The sequence below is a fragment of the Advenella sp. FME57 genome, from assembly GCF_014897675.1.
Taxonomy (GTDB): Bacteria; Pseudomonadota; Gammaproteobacteria; order Burkholderiales; family Burkholderiaceae_B; genus Advenella.
The window spans coordinates 155,471-179,119 of record NZ_JABUXU010000010.1; the positions used below are offsets into that span (position 1 = coordinate 155,471).

At 55.7% G+C, this 23,649-nt stretch carries 19 protein-coding genes; 13 read left to right on the forward strand and 6 right to left on the reverse strand.

Annotated elements, in window-relative coordinates; all coding sequences use genetic code 11:
* Nucleotides 1-22: 22 nt before the first annotated feature.
* From INT32_RS13345 to INT32_RS13365, 5 genes are all read right to left on the reverse strand, one after another.
* On the reverse strand, nucleotides 23-1,309 hold the full coding sequence (locus INT32_RS13345; RefSeq protein WP_193089220.1) for an ABC transporter substrate-binding protein: 1,287 nt from the start codon (nucleotides 1,307-1,309) through the stop codon (nucleotides 23-25).
* A gap of 54 nt (nucleotides 1,310-1,363) precedes the next feature.
* Entirely contained in the window at nucleotides 1,364-2,224 is an 861-nt protein-coding gene (locus INT32_RS13350) for a carbohydrate ABC transporter permease (RefSeq protein WP_226817013.1), read from the reverse strand.
* Nucleotides 2,221-3,147 (reverse strand): carbohydrate ABC transporter permease, encoded by a 927-nt coding sequence (locus INT32_RS13355; protein ID WP_226817015.1) that lies wholly within the window; start codon nucleotides 3,145-3,147, stop codon nucleotides 2,221-2,223. The genes INT32_RS13350 and INT32_RS13355 overlap by 4 nt, the downstream gene beginning before the upstream one ends.
* Nucleotides 3,148-3,149: 2 nt before the next feature.
* On the reverse strand, nucleotides 3,150-4,349 hold the full coding sequence (locus INT32_RS13360; RefSeq protein ID WP_193089221.1) for an ABC transporter ATP-binding protein: 1,200 nt from the start codon (nucleotides 4,347-4,349) through the stop codon (nucleotides 3,150-3,152).
* A 69-nt stretch (nucleotides 4,350-4,418) separates the two neighbouring features.
* The gene (locus tag INT32_RS13365; RefSeq protein ID WP_193089222.1) at nucleotides 4,419-5,249 is read right to left on the reverse strand and encodes a MurR/RpiR family transcriptional regulator; all 831 of its coding nucleotides are present in this window, start codon (nucleotides 5,247-5,249) and stop codon (nucleotides 4,419-4,421) included.
* Between the two features lie 194 nt (nucleotides 5,250-5,443).
* On the opposite strand from INT32_RS13365, the gene INT32_RS13370 reads away from it, so the two are divergent.
* The gene (locus INT32_RS13370) at nucleotides 5,444-8,005 is read left to right on the forward strand and encodes a DUF3772 domain-containing protein (protein ID WP_193089223.1); all 2,562 of its coding nucleotides are present in this window, start codon (nucleotides 5,444-5,446) and stop codon (nucleotides 8,003-8,005) included.
* 133 nt (nucleotides 8,006-8,138) lie between these two features.
* On the opposite strand, the gene INT32_RS13375 is transcribed toward INT32_RS13370, so the two are convergent.
* Nucleotides 8,139-8,579: a MarR family transcriptional regulator gene (locus tag INT32_RS13375; RefSeq protein ID WP_193089224.1), complete on the reverse strand. Its 441-nt coding sequence runs from the start codon at nucleotides 8,577-8,579 to the stop codon at nucleotides 8,139-8,141.
* A gap of 295 nt (nucleotides 8,580-8,874) precedes the next feature.
* Here INT32_RS13375 and INT32_RS13380 point away from each other — a divergent pair, with 295 nt between their 5' ends.
* The 12 genes from INT32_RS13380 (at nucleotide 8,875) to INT32_RS13435 (ending at nucleotide 23,631) form a co-directional block, all read left to right on the forward strand.
* Entirely contained in the window at nucleotides 8,875-11,046 is a 2,172-nt protein-coding gene (locus INT32_RS13380) for an indolepyruvate ferredoxin oxidoreductase subunit alpha (protein WP_193089225.1), read from the forward strand.
* A complete protein-coding gene (locus INT32_RS13385) occupies nucleotides 11,043-12,584 on the forward strand; it encodes an indolepyruvate oxidoreductase subunit beta family protein (protein WP_193089226.1) in 1,542 nt (513 codons plus the stop codon). The genes INT32_RS13380 and INT32_RS13385 overlap by 4 nt, the downstream gene beginning before the upstream one ends.
* A gap of 26 nt (nucleotides 12,585-12,610) precedes the next feature.
* Nucleotides 12,611-13,582, forward strand: a complete 972-nt coding sequence (locus INT32_RS13390) for a PDR/VanB family oxidoreductase (protein ID WP_193089227.1) — start codon at nucleotides 12,611-12,613, stop codon at nucleotides 13,580-13,582.
* A gap of 88 nt (nucleotides 13,583-13,670) precedes the next feature.
* Nucleotides 13,671-15,023 (forward strand): aromatic ring-hydroxylating dioxygenase subunit alpha, encoded by a 1,353-nt coding sequence (locus INT32_RS13395; protein WP_193089228.1) that lies wholly within the window; start codon nucleotides 13,671-13,673, stop codon nucleotides 15,021-15,023.
* Complete coding sequence (locus tag INT32_RS13400) at nucleotides 15,016-15,501, forward strand: aromatic-ring-hydroxylating dioxygenase subunit beta (RefSeq protein WP_226817017.1); 486 nt, start codon at nucleotides 15,016-15,018, stop codon at nucleotides 15,499-15,501. The genes INT32_RS13395 and INT32_RS13400 overlap by 8 nt, the downstream gene beginning before the upstream one ends.
* 7 nt (nucleotides 15,502-15,508) lie before the next feature.
* Nucleotides 15,509-17,149, forward strand: a complete 1,641-nt coding sequence (locus INT32_RS13405) for an AMP-binding protein (protein WP_370540230.1) — start codon at nucleotides 15,509-15,511, stop codon at nucleotides 17,147-17,149.
* A complete protein-coding gene (locus tag INT32_RS13410; RefSeq protein ID WP_193089231.1) occupies nucleotides 17,146-18,321 on the forward strand; it encodes a thiolase family protein in 1,176 nt (391 codons plus the stop codon). Before INT32_RS13405 ends, INT32_RS13410 begins: the two co-directional genes overlap by 4 nt.
* Complete coding sequence (locus tag INT32_RS13415; RefSeq protein ID WP_193089232.1) at nucleotides 18,318-19,565, forward strand: SDR family NAD(P)-dependent oxidoreductase; 1,248 nt, start codon at nucleotides 18,318-18,320, stop codon at nucleotides 19,563-19,565. Before INT32_RS13410 ends, INT32_RS13415 begins: the two co-directional genes overlap by 4 nt.
* A gap of 20 nt (nucleotides 19,566-19,585) precedes the next feature.
* Nucleotides 19,586-20,362 (forward strand): cyclase family protein, encoded by a 777-nt coding sequence (locus INT32_RS13420; RefSeq protein ID WP_193089233.1) that lies wholly within the window; start codon nucleotides 19,586-19,588, stop codon nucleotides 20,360-20,362.
* Between the two features lie 69 nt (nucleotides 20,363-20,431).
* Nucleotides 20,432-21,157, forward strand: coding sequence for an SDR family NAD(P)-dependent oxidoreductase (locus INT32_RS13425; RefSeq protein ID WP_193089234.1), 726 nt, complete (start codon nucleotides 20,432-20,434; stop codon nucleotides 21,155-21,157).
* A gap of 91 nt (nucleotides 21,158-21,248) precedes the next feature.
* The gene (locus INT32_RS13430; protein WP_193089235.1) at nucleotides 21,249-22,400 is read left to right on the forward strand and encodes an ABC transporter substrate-binding protein; all 1,152 of its coding nucleotides are present in this window, start codon (nucleotides 21,249-21,251) and stop codon (nucleotides 22,398-22,400) included.
* Nucleotides 22,401-22,461: 61 nt separating this feature from the next.
* Nucleotides 22,462-23,631 (forward strand): ABC transporter substrate-binding protein, encoded by a 1,170-nt coding sequence (locus INT32_RS13435; protein ID WP_193089236.1) that lies wholly within the window; start codon nucleotides 22,462-22,464, stop codon nucleotides 23,629-23,631.
* Nucleotides 23,632-23,649 lie beyond the last annotated feature (18 nt).

Here is a 23,649-nt window from a genome sequence, read left to right on the forward strand (position 1 = left end):
GTGGCCACCCCGGTTGACATAATTATTTTGCTAACAGGGCATTGGTCGCTTCAACCATCTGAGCGAGCCCGTCCTCGGGTGTAACCTTGCCGCGCATGACAGAACCGATAATGTCACGCTGTGTGCGCCAGATCTGCACCCCGTTATTGCCAGGGTAGCCGCCCCATGGGCTGGCATAGGCAATCTGCTTCAGGCTGGTTTCCCAGTTGGGATTTTTCTTGTAAAAATCGCCCAAATACTGAGGCTGCAGGGCCAGTTTGTTGGTCGGCATATAGCCCGAGCCCAGCACCGCTTCGGTCTGGCCCACAGGACCGGTGGCAAACTTGATGAACTTCCAGGCCGCGTCCTGGCGCTTCTGGTCTTTGGTCAGGATCATCATGGCGTTGCCGCCCGTGGGTACTTTGCCTGACTGTTTGTTCTCCAGCGGGAATACCGATGAACGCAGGGCAAAACGCGAACCGATCAATTCGGAAAATGCCTTGGCGCTATTGGGAGAAGCAAAAATAAAGCCCAGCCTGCCTGATACAAACTGTTGGCGCGATTGGTCAAAGTCACGCAAGGCCATGGCGCCGTCGGTAACAAAACTACGGGCCTTTTGCAATGCGGCCAAGCCGGACTGGCCGTTGAAGGCCACGGTTTTTCCATCCTTGTTCATAATGGGTGCGCCCTGTTCCATGATAAGGGCGCGCCAGAGCCAGTCGTCCGGCCAGGCATGCACGTCATAGGCCATGCCGTTAATGCCTTCTGAAGTCTTGGCGATTTTCGCGGCAAGTGCCATCAGGGAAGGCCAGTCTGTCGGAAATGCATCTGGGTCGCCACCGGCTTTTTTGACCAGATCAGCGTTGTAAAAAATGACCGGTGTGGATGCATTGAAGGCCAGTCCGTACTGCGTGCCCTCCACCTGGGCAAGCTTGAGCACGGACGGTTCGTAGTTGGTCTCAAGCCATTGGCCTTGCTCTTTGTCGATAAACGATTTGAGATCGACAGCCTGCTTGCGCCGCTGCAGCGCATGTACCATTTCGGGCAATAGATGAAAGCCGGAAAAGTAAACGTCGGGCAACTGCCCGGTCATCATGCTGCGCAGCACAGCCTGGTGCGCTTCGTCATAAGAAGGTGGCGACGCACGAAAGCGCACGACAATATCCGGATTCTCCTTGGTAAACGCCTGCGCGACTTTTTCATAGAAAGGATTATGACCCGGCCATGCGTGCATGGCATCCAGCGTAATGGTCTCGGCCTGAACCGCTACCGCGTACGCGCACAGGCTGCTGACTGACAGCCCCATCAATATCCGACAAACAGTTTTCATATCACTCGCACTCCAGAAAAAAACTTCCGACCCACTGGCCTGAAGCCGGCATCCTTACTTGACGCCTGTATTGGTCACGCCTTGAATAAAATGGCGTTGAATAAAAAGGTAGAGAATCATCAGCGGCAGCGTCACGATCGTTGCAGAGGCCATCAGGGCGCCAAAGTTGGCGCCAATCTCCGGATCGGCAAAGGATGCCAGTCCGAGAGGAGGTGTCATCAATTCTGCGTTGGTGATCACAATCAGCGGCCAGTAAAGGTCGTTCCAGTGACTGGTCACGGAAAAGACCGAGAAGGCGGCAATGGCCGGTTTGCTGGCGGGAACGACGATCTGCCAGAGGATGGCCATTTCGGACAGGCCGTCCAGCCGCGCAGCCTGCACGATATCTTCCGGGAAAATCTTGAATGATTGTCTGAACAGGAAGATCGCAAACACGGACAGGAAAAAGGGCACCATCAAGGCAAAATAGGTGTTGAGCAGGTCGGTTGCGGCCAGTCCCAGAAAGAGCGGAATGGCCGGCACCTGGATGGGAATGCACAAGCCAAGCAGGACGGCGCCGAACAGGATACGATCGCCCCGGAACCGGTAGCGCGCCAGTGCCCAGCCACACGGTATGGCGGTGGCAAGCTGCACCAGCAGCACACCGGCGCAGACGATCGCGCCATTGAGCATGTAGCGCAACAAAGGCGCATCGGTCAGGGCCGTGCGGAAATTATCCCAGCCGACAAACTGCTGGGGCAGCCAGCTGAACGATCCCGAGAAAACTTCCTGGGCGGGCCGAAAGGCCGTTACGATCATCCAGTAAAAGGGGAACAGCATGATAAGGGCCAGCACGAGCAATGTGCCGTGGCGCAAGCAGGATGATAATGTCAATTGTGATAATAGGCGGGCGCCATACCCTGTTTGCGGTGTCATAGGTAATGAACCTTTTTCTCGGTTAACCTGGTTTGCAGCCAGGACAGAACCAGAATGCAGGCCAGGAACAGCACAGTCATGGCTGCCGCACTGCCTGTGCGCAAATACTGGAACCCTTCCAGGTAAATCTGGTACAGGATGACTTCACTGGCTGCCTGCGGACCGCCCCGGGTCAGCACGGCAACGGTATCGAAGACCTTGAATGCGGTGATGCTGGAGGTCACGATCACAAACAGCATGGTGGGACCCAGCAATGGCAGGGTGACGGTAAAAAAGCGGTCCCACGGGCGATCGGCGCCGTCCACCCGGGCCGCGTCATAAAGGTCTTCGGGAATGGCCACCAGGCCGGCAATAAAGAGCACCATGTTGAAACCGGCCAGCTGCCAGATGCCGATAATGGCAAGTGAAATTAATACCAGCCCGGGATCGCCAAAGAATTCCATCTGCGGCAGGCCCAGCGCGTGCAGCAGCTGGTTGATCGGTCCGATCTGGCCGTGCAGCAGATACTTCCAGACGGTGGCCATGGCAACCAGCGTTGCCGTTACCGGCAGGAAAAACAGGCACTGGTAGATGCGGCGACCCTTGCCGACACTTTGCACCAGGACGGCCAGGAACAGGCCGCCTATGACTGAACCAGGAACGACCAGCAGGGTATAGGTCACGGTATTGCGCAACACATGCCAGAACTTGGCATCGCTCAGGACCGACACATAGTTGTCGACGCCGACAAAAGCCGTATCAGGCATGCCCAGTTCATAGTTGGTAAAACTGAGCAGCATCACAATAATGACAGGCAGCAGCATGGTGCTGAGCATGAGAAACGACGCAGGCATGGCAAACCACCAGGCCATGCTGTCGGGCCAGCGGCGTCTTTTTGCGGCGGCCCGTTCTGTCTGCTGTGCGGGCAGGGCGTGGCTGGTCATGTTCAGGACACGCGCTTGTGGATGGGTAGCACTGCGCAACTGGAGTACGCGGGTGCGATTCTGCTGCCTTGCGCATCGAACCAGAACGTCTGGGCCAGATTGACCTGCAGAGTCAGCCTGTCAGACCAGTTGCCACGGGTGCGCAGCCGGTCTACATCGGCAACCGGCGCTCTTGCCACTATTGGTTCGCCCGAGTGCAGATGGCGACAAAAAAGCAGGGCATCATGCCCGAGCACTTCCATGCGCTCGAATGTCGCGGAAAATCGGATTGCATTTGGCATATGGCGGCTCGACAGATCGGCAATACTCACGCTCTCAGGTCGAAAGCCCATATGGACCACGGCATCGGTGGCCGGCAATCGCAGGTCAATGGGTTCGCCTGCCAGGCTTGCGCCGTGCTGCGCATCAGCGGCAATTGCCAGCAGGTTCATTTCCGGGCTGCCGATAAAGCGGGCGACACGAATGTCCTGAGGGTCTTCGTACAGATCCCTGGGCGAGCCGACCTGCACGATAGTGCCATCCATGACGACAGCGACCCGGCTTGACAATGTCATGGCCTCTACCTGGTCATGCGTTACGTAAATAAACGTCGCGCCGGTGCGCTGGTGCAGGGCCGCGATTTCCGAACGCATATGTACGCGCAACCGTGCATCCAGGTTGGATAAGGGCTCGTCCATGAGAAAGACGTCGGGTTGTTTTACCATTGCCCTGGCCACGGCCACACGCTGGCGTTGTCCGCCCGATAGCTGCGAAGGCCTTGAGCCCAGCAGGTTCTCAAGCTGCACCTGGGCGGCAACGGCCGCCACTTCATGGTCAATCTGCTGGCGCAGCTTGCGACTGCCTGGCCAGAAGCGACCGAGCAGCGGCCACCTGGCCGGCGCGGGCAAACGCTTCATTCTCAAGGGGGTGGCTATATTCTGCGCAACGGTCATGTGCGGATACAGTGCGTAACTCTGGAAGACCATTGAAACCGGCCGCTCGCGCGCCGGGAACTGAGTGACATCGCGATCGCCAATATAAACGCGCCCGTTCTCGTGCGCAGTCAGGCCCGCGACAATGCGCAGCAGGGTGGACTTTCCGCAGCCGGAAGGACCGACCAGCGTAAGAAACTCGCCGGCGGCAATATCGAGCGATACCTTGGCAAGCGTGCGTTTCGTACCGTAGTATTTTTCGACGTGTTCAAGTCTGACTGAAGCGGCCATGATGACGATACCTGTCTGTTCCAAACAGCCGTCATTCTATTGGTTATTTATTTCAATATTATTTATTTATTACGGAGTTTTACTCCGTTTGTTGCTTTGGCGCCCTGCGTGAGACAGATCGGCAATCGCCATGGCAAGCAATTCGACCAGATAAATCTTGCTGATTGCAGGTGAAATATCTCCGCCAATGGTGAGCGGTTCAATCGGCACTGCCAGCAATACCAGATCTGCGGCCTGGGCAACCGGGCTGTTGACGCGCCCGGTGATGGCGATCGTTTTTGCGCCAGCCGAGCGGGCGCGTTTGAGAAATTCCACGGTATCGAGGGTGACGCCGCTTTCGGAAATACCCAGTGCCACACAATGCTTGTCCACATCGGTCATCACTTCGTGGGCCAGGACAGGATCCTGGAATGCCTGGGCGGGCAAGCCCAGCCGCATGAGACGGTAGGACACCAAATGGCTGACAAGCCCGGAGATCCCGGAGCCGAACACGGAGATGCGGCGCGCCTTGACCATATGTACCGCAATGGCCAATAACTGCTCGGCATGCAGGGCGTATGCGGTTTTCTGCATACTGAGCGTCAGCCGTCTGAGCAGGGCGCTGTAGCGGTCTGCTTCGTTGTCGGTGTCCGTCGCAGCGCTGTGTTCATTGGCTGCGAGCTCGGCCATAAGCGCCAGCTTGAAGTCGCTAAAACCCTTGAATCCGAGCTGGCGGCACAGGCGCAACACGCTGGCCTGCCCGCTGTGAGTGTATTCGGCCAACTCTGCCACCGTCTGGTGAACCACTTTCTCCGGGTTGGCCAGGACATATTGGCCGACACGTGAAGAAACTTCACTCATCGTACCAATGGCGTTGGCCAAATGGACCAGCGGGGCTTTTTGTTCGTTAAGCATGATCATAAAACGGGTAACCTGGCTGGAAGGATCGTCGCGGCAGTGAGCGAGACCGTGGTCAGCGCATACGCGCCGGGCCGGAATATGGCCAATGCACCTACGCCAATGATCCAGATCATACACGGTCAATGTGATGGGAATGTGCAAGTATAGCCGAACGGACCATGTGGCAGGCAATGCGCCACGCCAGGTGCTTTCCTGTGCTTTCGCGGGCCCTGCGCGATGCGGTCCGTAATGAATTCAAACAGGAATCTACGTTTTTCCTGTGCCTGGCGCACGTAATCGGCGTTAATATGGCGTTTTCAATATCCATCTTCATTTTCATGATCTTTCAGTCGCGTTTGCGCGCCACAAGTGCCTCTTTGCAGCAGCTCAATTGGGTGCTGGCTTTGCTGGCGCTGGTGCTGGCGTGTTGCTGTGCCAGCCCGGTTTGGGCGCAGGAGAAGCAAACGCCGCCAGATGTGGCGCAGGTGCTCAAGCAGGCACAGGAGAAAATCGAGCCCATCAAAAAGCAGTTGGAGAAGATTGTCGATGCGCCATTGAATGATGCCGCGCTGTCGGAGATGCGTGAGCAGGCCCTCAAGACGCAGTCTGCCGTGGGTGATGTGGTGTCGGCACTGGCGCCTAAGCTGAAGGATGTACAGGAGCGTTTGGCCGAATTGGGTCCCACGGACGGGGCCGCACCTGAAGCGGCCAATATCAGCGAACAGCGTGCCGAACTGGGCAAGGAACGCGGCAAGCTGGATTCACAGATCAAACTGGCGCGACTGATCGGGGTTGAGGCTGAGCAGGCTGCCGAACAATTGAGCAAAGAACGGCGCGTGCGCTTTCAGGCGCAACTGGGCGAGCGCACGGCCTCTATCGTATCGGGCACATTCTGGGCTGATCTGACCCGCGAGTGGTCGCGCGATTCGAGCCGCACCCAACCCCTGGCCAACGAGCTGGCCGGGCTGCTGGACGCCGTGACGCCAGCCTTATGGCTTGGCGTTGCCGTTATTATTGCACTGATTGTCTCGGTGCGCCTGATTGCCGAAGAGCTGCTGCTCAAGGCCATGACCCGTTTCGTCGCACCGGGCCGCCTGCGACGGTCTTTGTATGCGCTGGTTGTGGTGCTGATGTCTGCGGTAGCCTACGGGTTGATGGCCGAAACGGTCAGAACCGGCCTGAGCTGGAACCAAAGCCCCACGTCCACGATGACCGAAATCCTGACCCATATGGTGGTTGTGTCCTGGTTCGGTGGCTTTGTGGCAGGACTGGGCAAGGCCTTGCTGGTGGCGCATCATGCCTCGTGGCGGCTGATTCCCATGCGCGACGATGTGGCGCTGAATCTGCGCTGGTTTCCGATGGTGCTGGCGACCATCATCAGCCTGGGCTGGTTTATTCAGGGCGTGTTCGCGACAGTGTATGCCAGCCTGGCGCTGACGGTGGCGTTCAACTGCATTATCTCGCTGACCACCAGTATTGCCATGGGCGTGACCATGGTGCGCTCGCGCAAGCGCTATGCGACAGAGACAGAGGCGGTACAGCGCAGCAACCAGATGACCATTCCGGGCTGGCTCAATGCGATCATCAGTCTGGCCGGTCTTGCATTGATAGTCAGCCAGATCGCGCTGCTGCTGGGTTTTGTCGCCCTGGGCACGGTTATTGTGCAGCAACTGGTCTGGATTTTACTGGTGCTGCTATCGGCCTATCTGCTGGCAGTGCTGATTGACGACGTGTGCACCGTGATGTTGATCGCCATCAAACGGCAGAATGGCCAGGAAGACGAGAGCACCTATCCGGCCATACGCAGCCAGTTGCTGGTACTGGCCTCGGGCATCGGCCGCCTGCTGGTCGTATTGCTGGCGCTGGCGCTTTTAATGGCGCCTTTTGGTGACGGTCCGACAGAATGGCTGCGCAATTTCTCGTTCCTGTATTCCGGCATCTCGCTGGGCGAGGTGCAGATTCGTCCCACCGCCATTCTGATTGCGCTGGCGGTGCTGGTGCTGGGATTTACGCTGGTCAAGATCCTGCAAAACTGGCTGACCGACCAGTATCTGCCTACGACCCGGATGGATGCGGGTATGCGGGCGTCGGCCGGCGCCTTGTTCGGTTATGCTGGTTATGTGCTGGCCGGCGCGATGACGCTGTCGGCGCTGGGCATCGGGCTGGAGCGGGTGGCATGGATTGCCAGTGCACTGTCCGTGGGTATCGGTTTTGGCTTGCAGGCCATTGTGCAGAACTTCGTCTCGGGCCTGATTTTGCTGGCCGAGCGGCCCGTCAAGGTGGGTGACTGGGTGTCGCTCAATGGCGCCGAGGGCGATATCCGGCGCATTAATGTACGGGCCACGGAAATCCAGCTGTGGGATCATTCGACAATGATTGTCCCCAATTCAGAATTGATTACCAAAGTGGTGCGCAATGTCACTCACGCCAGCCCCATCGGTCGCGTGCTGATCAAGCTGACACTGCCCCTGGGCACCGAACCGGCGCAAGTGCGGGATATCATTCTGGCGGCGTATCAGGCAAATGAAGACATACTGGATGAACCACGGCCGGATATCCTGCTGGACAGCATAGAGGCAACAGGGCTGGTGTTTATTGCCACCGGCTATGTCAACTCGCCGCGCATGGTGGCGCGCGTACGCAGTGCATTGCTGTTTGACATACTGCAGCAGCTGCATGAGACCGATATCGCCCTGGTGGCACCGGCCACCATGATGCTCAGGGAAGCGGCGGCTGCCCCGCAGAGCAAAACGCATTTTGAGGGCGGGCCGGATTAAGCGGTAATATTGAATGTGCGCATTGGTTTCACGCGTGCGCCGACGAGCAGAGTAAGAGCCCGTCTGGCGGGCCCGGCAGCCCGGATCCTGCCGCATGATCACTCGCATTATTCGTCCAAGTTTAATCAATCAGTCAGGCAGATTTTGATCCGCTGATTAACTTGCGCAGTATTGCAACCAATTGCTTGCGCTCGGTTTTACTCAGATTTTCCATAATTCCCGCTTCGTGTTCTTTGGCTACGTGACACAACTCGGCTGCCAGGGCCGTTCCCTTGCGTGTGTTGCGCACCATCGTCTGGCGCCGATCATCCGGCTCCTGCCTTCGCTCGATCAAACCATCCTGTTCCATACGAACCAGCGCCTTGCTTAGCGTGGGCTGTTTCATAACGGCGTGGTAAGCAAGATCAGTGACGGATTCTTCGTGATTATTGTGCAGGCACGCGAGCACGCGCCACTCTGTAACAGAAAGATCAGTCGTGTACAGGTACGTATAAAAGTCGGTTGAAACGGTATCGCTTGCGCGCCGCAACAAATATGCCAGATAGGTATCAATAAAGCGATTGGATTGACTCACGTCTGTTCTGCTCCGGAAGTAGATATTGCATGCACAAAATTAAGCATGTTTTGCTACGGTGCGTCATTTTAGTGCTTTACACGAAAATTATATTTCTTTCCTCAAATACTAGTAGTAGTACTGAGTGACTTGCCATGCTGCGTCCCTTTATTATGATCTCAATACATGAATTTTCATATAAATTTATTGACGTGCTTTTATTTTAAACTTAAACTAAATTAAGCCCTATGCAGTCACTATTGTGATTGTTGGGATCCACGGTCACCTGTCCTCGCCCACGGAAAGGAGCAAATGAATGGCAGAACGGTCCTTCAAAAAGGAAGTGCAGACGCTAAAGATTGGCGCTGGTGAAGAGTTTCGCGGTGAAGGCATACTGGCCATCACCAAGGCACTTTTGCAGTCGGGCGTGGGCTACGTCGCCGGGTATCAGGGAGCACCGATTTCGCATTTGATGGACGTGCTGGCTGACGCGGATGACATTCTGAGGGACCTGGGTGTTCATTTTGAGTCCAGTGCATCGGAGGCGACCGCTGCAGCCACGCTATCGGCATCTGTGATGTATCCGATCCGCGGCGCGGTAACGTGGAAGTCAACAGTGGGCACCAATGTAGCTTCGGACGCGTTGGCTAATCTGGCTTCGGGCGGCGTTACTGGCGGTGCCCTAGTCATCGTCGGTGAGGATTATGGCGAGGGGTCGTCCATCATGCAGGAGCGAACCCATGCCTTTGCCATGAAATCACAAATGTGGATGCTGGATCCGCGACCGAATCTTGCCTGCATGGTGAATATGGTGGAAACGGGATTTCGTCTGTCTGAAGCCAGCAGTACGCCTGTGTTTTATCAGGTTCGTATTCGAGGCTGCCACGTGCATGGCCGCTTTATCGCCAGGGACAACGTCAAACCGCCGTTTACGCTTGCGCAGGCGCTGGAAACCCCACGGCGTGATGCCGGTCGTATCGTATTGCCACCCGCCGCCTATGAACATGAACAGGAAAAAGTGCGCGACCGCTGGCCTGCCGCAGTCAAATTCCTTAAGGACAATCAGGTCAACGAGTTCTTTGACGGCAGCCGCCAGGACATCGGCATCATTGTGCAGGGTGGTTTGTACAACAACACCATTCGCGCATTGGGCCTGCTGGGAAAGGCTGATCATTTTGGCAAAAGCGAGCTGCCAATATATGTATTGAATGCGGTCTATCCGCTGATCAGCGATGAGGTGCAGGAGTTTTGCCGGGAAAAAAAAGCCGTGCTGTTGATAGAGGAAGGCCAGCCTGACTATATTGAACAGAATATTCACAGCATATTGCGCAAAGCTGGGATCGGGACGCCCTTGTCGGGCAAGGATGTATTGCCCATGGCGGGTGAGTATACGGTGCAAACGATCCGCGATGGCCTGCGTATCTTTCTGGATAATCTGCCTTCACAGCCGGCTTCGATGCCAGACCCTGAACCAGCATCAAAAATTGTGGTTGAAAAGCCGCTTGTTTTTACGCAGGTGCGGCGTCAGCAGCTGGCCGATATTATTCCGCCACGCCCGGCGGGACTGTGTACCGGTTGTCCGGAGCGTCCAGTGTTTTCTGCGCTAACACTGGCACAGGAAAAGTTGGGTGAACACCATATTTCCTGTGATATCGGCTGTCATCTTTTTTCCATTTTGCCCCCCTTCAATCTGGGTGCAACCACCATGGGGTATGGGCTGGGGGCGTCCAGCGCGTCTGCGTTCAACGTGAAGGCAAGCAAGCGTTCCATTTCGATCATGGGCGATGGCGGCTTCTGGCATAACGGGCTGACTTCCGGCGTCGGCAACGCCGTCTATAACAAGCATGATGGTGTGATTATCATTGTGGACAATTACTATTCGTCTGCAACCGGCGGGCAGGATGTCCTGTCGTCCCGGGCCAACAATGACAACCGCTCCACCAATCATCCAATAGAACAGGCGGTCAGGGGCGTGGGCGTCAAGTGGGTGCGAGTCATTGATCACACCTACGACGTATCAAAAATGCGTGCGCTGATTGAAGATGCGCTTACCTGTGCAGATACGGGCCCCAAGGTGATTATTGCCCAGTCCGAATGTATGCTGAACCTGCAGCGACGCGAAAAACCGGTGTTCAAAAAGGATGTAGCGCAAGGCGTACGCCGTGTCAGGCAACAGTTTGGAGTGGACAAGGATATCTGTTCTGGCGACCATGCCTGTATCCGGCTTTCGGGCTGTCCGTCGCTGACTCTGAAAGACAATGATAATCCTCTGAAGGATGATCCAGTCGCCCATGTCGAGAGCAGTTGTGTCGGCTGTGGTCATTGTGGTGAGATCGCCCATGAGGCAGTGCTGTGTCCTTCTTTTTATCGCGCCGATATTATTCATAACCCCAGCAAGAAAGATCATTTGTTTGGTAGCCTGCGTAGCAAGCTGATAGGTCGATTACAGCGGCGGCATCGTGAGCGCATTGAGAGCGACCGGATATGACTAGCACTGTGTCAGGCGCGAGCGTTGCCGAACCCCTAAAAATAGCCATTCTTGCCATGGGAGGGCAGGGCGGTGGCGTGCTGGCAGACTGGCTGGTGGATCTGGCAGAGCGCGCCGACTGGTATGCTCAAAGCACGTCTGTTCCGGGCGTGGCACAGCGTACCGGGGCTACGATCTATTACGTGGAGCTTTTTCCTCCACCCTGGTCCATGGAACAACCGCCGGTGCTTGCACAGATGCCGACGCCAGGCGATGTGGATGTGGTGATCAGCGCCGAGCTGATGGAAGCCGGGCGCGCCATTTTGCGCGGCATTGTGACACCGGACCGAACAACGCTGCTGACCTCGACACACCGCAGTTACGCCATTAGCGAAAAAAGCCACCCGTCTAACGGGATTGTTGATGCGGCGCAGGTTATGGCTGCAGGTAACGATACGGCGAAACAGTTTTATGCAGCTGATTTGCAGCGTATCGCCGAGTCCTGCGGCAGTGTGATCAGTGCCAGCTTATTTGGTGCTTTGGCAGCGACCGATGTATTGCCTTTTGCACGGGAGCAATTTGAAGAGACGATTCGCACGGGGAATGTGGGAGTCACTTCCAGCCTGTCGGCATTCGACGCCGGCTGGACTGAAATCCGGTCGGCACAGTTGCAGCGTAGCACCAAGTCGGCCAATGAGCGTTTCCCGGCGCTGCCGCAGAAAGCGGCCACGGCTGGCGGGCAGATCGTTTTGGACAATTTGCGCTCGCGATTTCCTGACGTTCTGCAGCCGGTCATTCTGGCAGGGGTACGACATCTGGTGGATTTCCAGGATTCAGATTATGCCAATGCATACCTGAGCCGCATCGAGCGGATACTCTCCCTTGACAGTGCCGCAGATGGGCCATTAAGGGGCTGGGCGCTGACCTGGCAGTTTGCTCGCTATCTGGCCACCGCTATGGCCTACGACGATGTCATCAAGGTCGCCGATCTGAAGATCCGGGATGCGCGGGTGCTGCGTATATCGAAGGAAGTGAGACTGGAGCAGGGGCAGATGCTGGATGTGGCAGATTATATGCATCCGAGGTTTGAAGAGGTCTGTGGCACCATGCCCGAGCGTCTCGGGCGCTGGATGGAGCAATCCTTTTTGCGCAACTGGACTGCCGCGCTTTTCAGGAAAGGGCGGCACATCAAAACCAGCCATTTGGGAGGCTATCTATTGTTGTATGCGCTGGCCTCGCGTAGATCAAAACGGACAGCGACGTTGCGGCATGCTCAGGAAATCGAATCGATCGATCAATGGACAAAGAAAATTGAAGCCGCACTTGAAACGGACTATGAGTTTGCCCTTGCCGTGGTCAAGTCACGCCGGCTGGTCAAGGGTTATAGCGATACCCACGCTCGCAGCAGCGGCAGATTCAGCCAACTGATGATGGCGGCTGATGCACTTTGTGGCAGGCAGGATGCGGCGGCTAAGTACAAGACGCTATACGACGCTGCCTTAAACGATGTCAAAGGCGAACGCCTGAAGGCGGCGTTGGCTGCCATGCCTACGGTATGACGGCATTGAACAGGAGACAAAATACAGTGGAAACGCTTCAGTTGCGGGTAACGGAAACGGAAGATCTGACCGCCCAGATTCGCAAGATTGTGCTGAAACAGGCTGAAGGGTTGCCGTTACCGGCAGCAAAGCCCGGGGCGCATATTCGTGTGCATATCGGTGGCGCTTTTGACGACACAAGGGCCTATTCGCTGTTGATGCTGAATGACCATAGCACAGATGCAGCAACTCATTTGCAATACGAGATTGCTGTCAAGCGTGAGGATGCCGGAAGCGGCGGGTCCCGTTACATGCATGCACTCAACGTGGGGGATACATTGGTGTGTGACCGGCCACGGCATGATTTTAAATTGGAGCCGCCAGACCAGACCTGTGCTGTGTTGCTCGCTGGTGGTATCGGTATTACCCCAATCTTTGCCATGGCGGGTGCACTCAGCCGAGAAGGGCGTCCATTTCATCTGCATTATGCCGGACGTGATAGATCACAGATGGCACTGCTTAACGAGCTTGCCGTCATCGCGGGCGAGAACCTGAAGATACATTTGGATCAGCAAGACTCGCAACTGGATATCAACGCCATATTACGGTCAATGCATGCCGATCAGCATTTATATGTATGTGGTCCGGCAGGCTTGCTGGATACCGTCCTTGCGATGGCAAAGCAGGCAGGCCTGCCTGCGACTCAGGTGCATTTCGAGCTGTTCAGCAATCCAGCAGTGAGCGCTAGTACAGACAGTTTCCAGGTCCGGCTGGCGCAATCGGGAAAAACATATGTGATTCCGCCCGGTAAAAGTATTCTGCAAGTATTGCAAGATCATGGCGAAGACCCGCTGTGCGATTGCTGCAGGGGTGAATGTGGGGTCTGTCAGGTTGGTGTGCTGGAAGGTGAGCCGGATCATCGCGATTATGTCCTGTCCGATGCAGAGAAGGCGCAAGGAAAGTTGATACATATCTGTGTGTCGCGGTCGAAGACGCCAATGCTAGTGCTCGATATGTAGTGCCGGTTGTTGCGGTTCTTCGCTGCGTTGCAGTGATGAATGCATTGGCCGCAGTGGAACAAAACGTATCTGATGGAGTGAAAGGATAATGTCAGTCAGAAAGTGCGCAAACCATTACAAGATGAATCCTGAAGCCGTGCAGGCGCTGGTTCGCGAGCGTGAGGTGCATCGGGATCTTTACATTGATGAAGAAATCTTTGATCTGGAAATGGAGCATCTTTTTTCATCGACATGGATCTTTGTCGGACACGAAAGCCAGATCCCGCAGGTGGGCGATTACTATACAACGACCGTCGGAGACGAACCGGTTGTCATGGTGCGACACACAGATAAGACTATCAAGGTGCTTTATAACCGTTGTCCGCATCGTGGGGTAAAGGTCGCTGGCGATGTCACTGGAAATACCGGAAAATTTTTTCGCTGCCCCTATCATGCCTGGACATTCCGCACCGACGGGAAGATTTTAGCGATTCCGCTCAAAAGCGGCTATGAGAATGTCGGGTTTGATACCTGCGATGCCGCCAAAGGGATGGTCGCGATTGAAAATGTGCACGATTATCGTGGATTCATTTTTTGCCGGTTAAGTACAGAAGGCGTGTCATTTGAGGCTTTCTTCGGGGAATCGCTATCGACTATCGATAATATGATTGACCGTTCACCGGAAGGTAAATTGCAGGTGGAAGGGGGAATATTTCGCTATGTTCACAACTGCAATTGGAAAATGCTTGTGGACAATCAGACTGATACCTGTCATCCCATGGTGGCGCATGAATCGTCGGCCGGTACAGCAGTCCATGTTTGGAAAGAAGCGCCCGAAGGTACACCCAAACCAATGTCGGTGGAACTGTTTGCTCCATTTATGTCTTCATACGAATTTTTTGACAACATGGGTATTCGGGTATGGGAAAACGGCCACGGTCATACGGGGGTGAGCGATTCGATTCACGCTGCCTATTCGGATATTTCGGGTTACTGGGATGCCATGGTTGAGGCCTATGGCCAGGAGCGCGCCGCACAAATTTTGGGTGATGTCCGCCACAACACCGTGTATTTTCCCAATATTCTGGTCAAGGGGCCAATACAAACTCTGCGTCTATTCAAACCACTTTCAGCCGCAACAACAATGGTGGAATCCTGGACGTTCCGGCTGGTGGGCGCACCGGATCTGCTGTTTGAACGCAGCCTGATGTACAACCGGTTGATCAATGCGCCAACCTCTGTGGTTGGACATGATGATCTGGAAATGTACGAACGGTCTCAGCAAGTGTTGCACGCGCGCAGCCACGAATGGGTCAATTTTGCGCGGCTGTATGAGTCGACCGAAGCTGCGCAGCGCAATGTGGTTACCCGGGGCACCAGCGAATGGCAAATGCGCAATCAGTACCGGGCGTGGCTGCGTTTTATTCAGCCAATGCACAATGTCGGGGTGGTACATGACTGAACAGGATTTGATCGATTTTGTGTATCACGAGGCTCAACTGATCGATGAGCTTCGCCTGGAAGAATGGGTGGCTCTTTTTAGCGATGACGGTTATTACTGGATGCCCCTGCAGCGCGGCCAGACGGATACGCGATTGCAGGCGTCGCTGATGTACGAGGATAAGCTGCTGCTGAAGGTCAGGGCCGAGCGCTTGACCGGGAAACGCACGTTTTCGCAGCAACCAGTGAGCTATTGCCATCATCTGCTACAGAGACCGCAGATCAGACACAATGATCAGGCGCACGATCCGCAGAAAGGCGTCTATGTGGTGCGAACCGCATTTCATTATATCGAGACCCGACAGGACGATCAGCGTTTGTATGCCGGTTGGTCGACGCATACACTGGTAGACGAAGCCGATGGCTTGCGCATTCGCTTGAAGAAAGTCGAACTGGTCAACCCCGATGCAGCCTTTGGCAGCATTCAGTTGTTTATGTGAGCGCGCAGTGATTCCACAGACCGCCCAAACTGTTTATGACGCTTTCGCACTGACTGCACAGGCCAACCCCGACAAGCCCTTTCTGATGGTATTGCCAGAGACCGCCCGCAAATACGGCACTGGTGCTGGCCAGTTCAGCTATGGCGAGGTGCTGACGCAGGTGCATCAATGGCGTGATGCCTATTGTTCGGCGGGCTATGCGGCGGGAGACCGGGTGGCATTGCTGCTTGAGAACCGGCTGTCTTTTTTTCTGCACTGGTTCGCCCTGAATGCACTGGGTGTCTCGGTCGTGCCCGTGAATGCCGATCTGCGTCTGGCAGAGTTGCAGTATCTGATCAGCCATTCCGAAGTCAGTCTTGTCGTTGCCATTGAAAGCCATCACGGTCTAATGCGTGAAGCCAGCGCCGCTGCCGGAATGTCCGTACCGGTGAAATCTCCGCAAGACCTGCCGCCTGCGCGACGCAATGACAAACGTGATAACCGCAAGCCGGGGCAGGATACGGAGTGCGCCTTGCTGTATACATCGGGAACGACAGGGCAGCCCAAGGGTTGTGTATTGTCGAACCAATACTTTTTGCATGCTGGCCAGTGGTATGCGAGAGCAGGTGGTCTGGCCAGTATTCGGGTGGGTCAGGAGCGAATGCTGACGCCCCTGCCTCTGGTGCACATGAATGCGATGGCCTATTCAGTCATGTCAATGGTGCTGACCGCGGGTTGCCTTATTCTGCTGGACCGCTTTCACCCCCGCTCCTGGTGGTCATCGGTCAGAGCGAGTGGCGCCACTATCGTACATTATCTGGGTGTCATGCCTGCCATACTGGACAAGTTGCCTGCTTGCCCACAAGACCGGGACCATTGTGTGCGTTTCGGTTTTGGCGCCGGTGTGGATAAAAAGCTCCACGCGGACTTTGAACAACGCTTCGGTTTTCCGCTGCTGGAAGCCTGGGCAATGACAGAAACCGGTGCCGGAGCAGTCATTATGGCAAACCGTGAACCTCGCTTTGTGGGCACCAGTTGTATTGGAATAGAGGGGAAAGACGTCAGGGTCAGCATTGTCGATGAGCAGGGGCGCGAGGTTCGAGCAGGCGAGCAGGGCGAACTTTGGGTGTGTCACGCAGGTGCCAATCCGCGCTTCGGTTTTTTTTCGCACTATCTGAAGGATACGGCTGCCACTGAGGCTGCCTGGCAGGAAGATTGGTTTAAAACCGGGGATATCGTTCGCAGAAACGAGGATGGCTATTTGGTTTTCGTGGATCGCAAGAAAAACGTGATCCGCCGCAGTGGCGAAAATATTGCTGCTGTCGAAGTGGAGGGCGCTTTGGCACGCCACCCGATGGTTCAGGCTGTCTCGGTTGCTGCAGTTCCCGATGAGGTTCGCGGCGATGAGGTGCTGGCCTGCATTGTCCTGTCGTCTTCTGTGTCTGATCGCGATGACCCCGTGGCGCTGGCTGGCGAGCTGGTGACCTGGTCTTTATCACAATTGGCCTATTACAAGGTTCCAGGCTATGTGAGTTTTGTGAGCGAGCTTCCCTTGACAGCGACCAATAAAATACAGCGTGGTGCCCTGAGCAAACTGGCGTTTGAGTTGATTTGCAGCGGACAGGCCATCAATACCTGTCATTTGAAAAAACCGGGGGGGCGGGCATGAAACGGCCTGCTTCCTATGACGGCGTTGTTCTGACCGTGCCGGTAACAGTCCCTTACGTCCGGTATTCGATCGAGAGTGCGCACTATTGGTTGGGACGCTCGTTAAAGGGCCTGCTCGATGGCGCCGGCTTGTTACTGTCTGAGATTGACGGGCTGTGTGTCTCCAGCTTTAGTCTGGGGCCGGATTCTGCGGTGGGTCTGACCCAGCATTTCGGTGTGTCGCCTCGCTGGCTGGACCACATTCCCATGGGCGGTGCCAGTGCGATTGTTGCGCTGCGCCGTGCCGCCCGAGCAGTGCAGGCCGGTGACGCCAGCGTTGTTGCAGTCATTACTGGCGACACCAACCATGTGGATTCCTTTCGCAGGACACTCGGGCAGTTTTCCCGCTTTGCACAGGACTCCACCTATCCGTATGGCGCAGGCGGGCCTAATGCCAGTTTCGCGCTGCTGACACGTCACTATATGAATACGACCGGCGCCACTCGTGAGGATTTCGGCAAGCTTTGTGTAGCCCAGCGTGACAACGCCCTGCGTTATCCGCCTGCACTGATGAAAAAGCCGCTGACGCTGGATGATTATTTGCAGGCCCGTCCGATAACCGAGCCGATTCATCTGTTCGATTGCGTCATGCCTTGTGCCGGTGCCGAATCGTTTCTTGTGATGCGCGAGACGCAAGCGCGCAGCCTGGGGCTAGATTTCGTACGTGTTCTGGGCACTATAGAGCGGCATAATGGCTGGCCTGACGATGTTATTCAGTCGCAAGGCGGGTGGACGCTCGATTGCGATTCGTTATATGACCAGGCAGGGGTTGGCGCAGAGGAGATGGATTTTTTGCAGGCTTATGACGATTATCCGGTCATCAATATGATGCAGTTGGAGAATCTGGGCTTTTGCCAGGCGGGTGGCGGACCTGAATTTGTCCGTGCCAATTCCTTTACTGTGGACGGTTCATGTCCTCTCAATACTTGCGGTGGGCAGTTGTCCGCAGGGCAGGCGGGCGCAGCCGGAGGCACGCTGGGTATGAATGAAGCCATCCGGCAATTGACCGGACGGGCGGGTAGCACGCAGGTTGAACGAGCGCGCATCGGCATGGTCAGCGGGTTTGGAATGATTAATTACGACCGCGGACTATGCACAGCAGCCGCCATTTTGCAAAGCGGAGCGTCGATATGACTGATCGCATACGTAAACCGCCACGGAAAAATCCAGTTGAGCGCTCCCGCCAGACGACATTGCCTCCGGCTATGCGCAGTCGCACTTTCCATGGCATGACGCGCGCGGCGGCAGAAGGAAAATTTGAATTGCAAGTGTGTTGTGATTGCCAGCGGGTTCAGTATCCTCCACGTGACGCTTGTGGCTATTGTCTATCGCACCGCCTGCACTGGACTGCAGTGGACTGCAGCGGCATCTTGGTAGCAACAACGGTTTTGCATCACAGTAATGATGTCTATTTCCGAGAGCGTCTTCCCTGGCGCATCGGTACAGTAAAAATGACCGCGGGCCCCGTGGCGATTGTCCATGTGCATTCCGACTGCAAAGAGGGTGAGCCGGTGCAGCTGGACATGAAACTGGATAAAAGTGGCAACGCGACCCTGGTTGCCTTACCCCGGTTGTTACCTCCTCACTATCAGGATGACCCAATGATGCGCGAAATGACCAACGATGTAACGTTCCGGCGTGTGCTGGTGACCGATGGTAAGTCGGCCTTGGGCATGGCCATGATAAAGGCCTTGCTGCAGACCGATGCATCGATCATCTTTGTGGGAGACTCGCAGCCATGGCGACCATCGTCCACCTTCAATACCCTGCTGACCGACAGCAGAATTCAGGTTCACGCCATGGACGTCACAGACTCAGATTCCCTGGAACGGGTTGCTGCTGAAATTGGCGGCAAGGTGGACATCTTGATTAACACGGCTGATCTGCTGCGCGAAGGAGGCATGCTGGGCACCAGCAATGTCAGCGCTGCACGTGACATGTTTGATGTCAGTTGCCTTGGGTTGCTCCGCTTGGCCCAGCAATTTGGCGGGGCAATGGCGGCTCGGGCCGCAGACGGTGTCAACAGCGCATCGGCCTGGGTAAATATATTTTCGGTTTACGCCTTGGCCAGTCTGCCCAATCGAGGCGTATGGTCTGCCGCTCAGGCCGGTGGCCTGTCGCTGTCCCATTGCCTGCGCGCGGAGATGCAGATGGCCGGCATCAGGGTCGTGAATGTATTTACCGGCCCGGTGGATTACGAATGGGAGCAGACGACCCCGCCGCCACGGGTCGCACCGTCCCAAATTGCCCGGCAGATTGTCCAGGCGCTGGCAAACGGGCTGGAAGATGTTTATGTCGGCGATGTGGCAAATGATATCAGGGAACGGCTGCGCAGTAATGCCAAGGCGCTGGAGCGCGAACTGGCCGGCGGCAATTGAGACTGACAAAGGAGAGCACGATGACTGTATTGGTAGAACTGATGGGAGCACTGGCCTCGGGGAAAGTGAAAATTGTTGATTTGACGGAAACGCTGACTCCGGAGTTTCCGACGATTGTGCTTCCTCCGGAAATGGGACAGGCATGGCCGTTTCGCATCGAGGAAATTTCACGTTATGACGAACGTGGTCCGGGTTGGTACTGGAATAATTTTTCGTGCTCCGAGCACACAGGGACCCATTTTGATGCGCCTGCGCATTGGGTCAGCGGCAAGGATCAGCCCGACAATACCGTGGACACCATTGATCCGCAGGCGTTCATTGCCCATGCCTGCGTAATCGACTGCTCGGCAGAGTCGGCCGTGTCTGCCGACTATCTGCTGACCATCGACAAAGTGCTCGAATGGGAAAAAGAGCATGGGAAAATTGCCGCCCGATCCTGGGTATTCATGCGTACCGACTGGTCCAAGCGGGAAAAGCCGGCAGCGTATTTGAATATGCAGGACGATGGGGCTCATTCGCCGGGGCCAGATGCACAGGTGGTTCCCTGGCTGATTCGGGAGCGCGATGTGCATGGGTTTGGCACCGAGTCGGTGGGAACAGACGCGGGTCAGGCGCAGCATCTGGATCCTCCATTTCCCTGTCATTACTTCATGCATGGCAATAACCGCTACGGGTTGCAGTGCATGACCAATCTGGATCAACTACCACCCAGCGGAGCGATGATATTTTCTGCCCCCTTGAAAATACGCAGCGGCTCGGGTAGCCCCTTGCGGGTACTGGCGTTGGTCGAACAGTAGCTTTATTTGAACAGCCAGGGTGCACAGAAGAAAAATAATGACAAACGAAATACACAGGAGTAAACAGGGATGGAACGCGAAGTCGCAGTCGTAACGGGAGGTAGCGCGGGTATCGGCGCTGCCATATGCAACTCGCTGCTTGAGCGGGGCATGGAGGTGATTTCGCTGGCGCGGCGTTCGCCCGAGTTCAGCCACCCCCGGTTGCAGACCAGGAGTGTGGATCTGCTCGATCGCGGGGCGGTCAGGGAGGTCGCGCGCGACGTAGCCGACACTTACCCGGTCAGTCATTTTGTGCATAACGCCGGGGTTATCCGCCCTAATCTGATTGAGCAGGTGAGCGACGAAGACATGGATGCGCTTTCACAGCTGCATTTGACCAGTGCCCTGACATTGACCCAAGCTTTTATCCCGTCCATGAAAAAAAACAAGTACGGACGGATTGTATTGATTTCGTCTCGGGGTGCGCTTGGCCTGCAGACACGCACCGCTTACGCAGCCACTAAGGCCGGGATGATTGGGATGGGACGAACCTGGGCGCTGGAGCTGGCAGGATTTGGCATTACGGTTAATGTGGTGGCGCCCGGACCGATAGCGTCGGACATGTTTTACGACGTGATCGAACCGGGCAGCGAGCGCGAAAAATCCCTGGCAGCGGCTATTCCGGTGGGTCGTATCGGCATGCCGGATGACGTGGCCCAGGCAGTGGCATTTTTTTGCAGCGCTGCATCCGGTTTCGTGACCGGGCAGGTGCTGTATGTGTGTGGTGGCAGCAGCATCGGTTCCATCACTATTTAAGGCCCCGCCGATTTCAGGTGTGTTTATCTGAAATCGTGGATTCATTTGTTTTTTGATCGTCGGTTTGCATGACGGTCAAACAGGAGGAACTATGAAGCTGCTGTCAACTATTGTGTTCGCTGTGGGTATGTGTGCGTCGGTGGACGCATTTGCAAAAACCGTCACTGTCGGATTTATTTCGTCATTGTCGGGGCCGATTTCGTCCCTCGGTATTCCATACGCGAATGGAGCGATTGCCGGGCACAAGGCGATAGGAAAGTCAGCGGATGCCGATATCAAACTGATACGCCTGGATGATGCATCTGATCCCGCTACGGCGGCGCGTAATGCCCGCAAGCTGATCAATGAAGACCAGGTTGATGTGCTGATGGGAACATCAGGCGTACCCGGTACGATGGCCATCGCTGCTGTCGCGAACGAAAGCAAGGTGCCGTTCATTGCCATATCGCCGGTAGCCAATGTGTCGCCGGCCACTGCTCAATGGATGGTGAGTGTCGCTCAGCCAACCGAGCTGATGATCAATGCCGTGGTAGATCATATGAAAGCCCATGGTGTGAAAACCGTGTCCTACATCGGGTTTTCGGATGCCTGGGGGGATTTGGCCCACGACGCATTGAAAAAGCATTCGGCGCAGGTCGGCATAGAACTGCTTAATGACGAACGTTATTCACGTACTGATGCGTCGGTGACCGGTCAGATATTGAAGATCCGTGCGAAAAAGCCCGATGCCATTCTGGCGGGGACCTCGGGTACGCCTGCAGCACTGCCTTATCTGGAGCTGAAAAAACTCGGCTACAAAGGCAAAGTATATGGTACGCATGGTTTGATCAATAGTGATTTCATTCGAGTTGTGGGTAAAGCAGGCGACGAAATTCTGGCGCCGACGGGGCCGGTGACTGTTGCTGAACAATTGCCGGATACCAATCCGGTAAAGAAAGTGGCACTGGCCTACCGCGAGGCATTTCAGGCGGCCTTCCCCAAGGGGTCACCAGACGTCTTTTCGGCCTGGTCCTACGACGCATGGCTTTTGCTGGTCGCGGCGACAGCCGAGGCACAGAAACATGCGGAACCTGGAACCCCGGCCTATCGACAAGCCGTGATGGATGCCATTTTCAAGACACACGAACTGGCAGGTACCCACGGCGTATATAACTACAAACGCGGTAGTCCTTTCGGAACGGATGAACGGGCCCGGGTCGTGGTCAAACTGCGAGATGGTAAATGGAAGCTGGAAAACGAGTAAACAGCGTTCTGGCTACACAAATGTGGCAGGACCGAATAATACATAGAATCAGGAGAATAAAATGCAAGATTGGCTTAAACAGGTTGTGCTAACTGGAATTTTGGGCGGTGTAGGATCGCTGGGCGTTGCGCATGCCGATACCATCAAGATAGGACTGATTACCGCGTTAACCGGGCCGGGTTCATCAATTGGCATTCCTTATGAACAAGGCGCCAAAGCAGGACAGGCGATGGTTCCCGACGTTCAGGGCAATAAGCTGGAGTTGATTGTGCTGGACGATGCAACGGATCCGTCGAGCGCGGCCCGGAACGCCCGGAAACTGACGCAGGACAACAAGGTTGATATTCTGATCGGTTCGTCCAATGTACCGGCGACGCTCGCCGCTCTGCCTGTGGCGCGGGAGGCGGCGACAGCGCTGATCGGCATCAGTCCGGCCAGCACAACGGGAGAAAATGCAGCCTGGTATGTGACAACTGCTCAGTCCGCCAAGTTGATGATTAGTGCCGTAGTTGGGCAGATGAAGCGCGATGGCGTCAGAACGGTTGGATATATTGGATTTTCCGACGCCTGGGGCGATCTGGTGTACGACAATCTTGTCAAGGAAGCTGACAGTGCAGGCATCAAGGTTGTGAGCAATGAACGTTATGCACGATCTGATTCTTCGGTGAACGGACAGATTCTGAAGATTATCGCCAAGCGACCTGATGCCGTGATGACCGGCGGTGCGGGAACACCGGGTGCATTGCCATACCTGGCTCTGAGAGACAGGAATTTCAAGGGCAAACTGTATGGCGCACATTCATTGATCAACCCTGATTTCATTCGTGTTGCTGGTTCCTCTGCTGAAGGGCTGGTTGCACCGACCGGGCCGGTGATTGTGGCAGAACAGTTGCCGCCCGATCATCCCGTCAAGCAGATGTCTGGCAAGTTTCACGATATTTTCCAGAAAACCAATGGCAAGCCGTCGACCGATGCCTATTCTGCGTATGCCTTTGACGCGTGGCTGATTGCGGCCGAGGCAGCGAAAAAAGTCATCGCCGATGGCAAAGCCAAGCCAGGTACTCCGGCGTTTCGCGAAGCCCTGCGCGACGCCATCATGTCGGGCACGCAAGTGGCCGGCACGCACGGCGTCTATACGTTCAAACAGGGCGATTCGTTCGGTAGCGACGAACGTGGTCGTGTGCTGGTCCGTTTGGAAAAAGGCAAATGGAAATATATCCCCGAAAAATGATGGGGCGGACAACGAGGC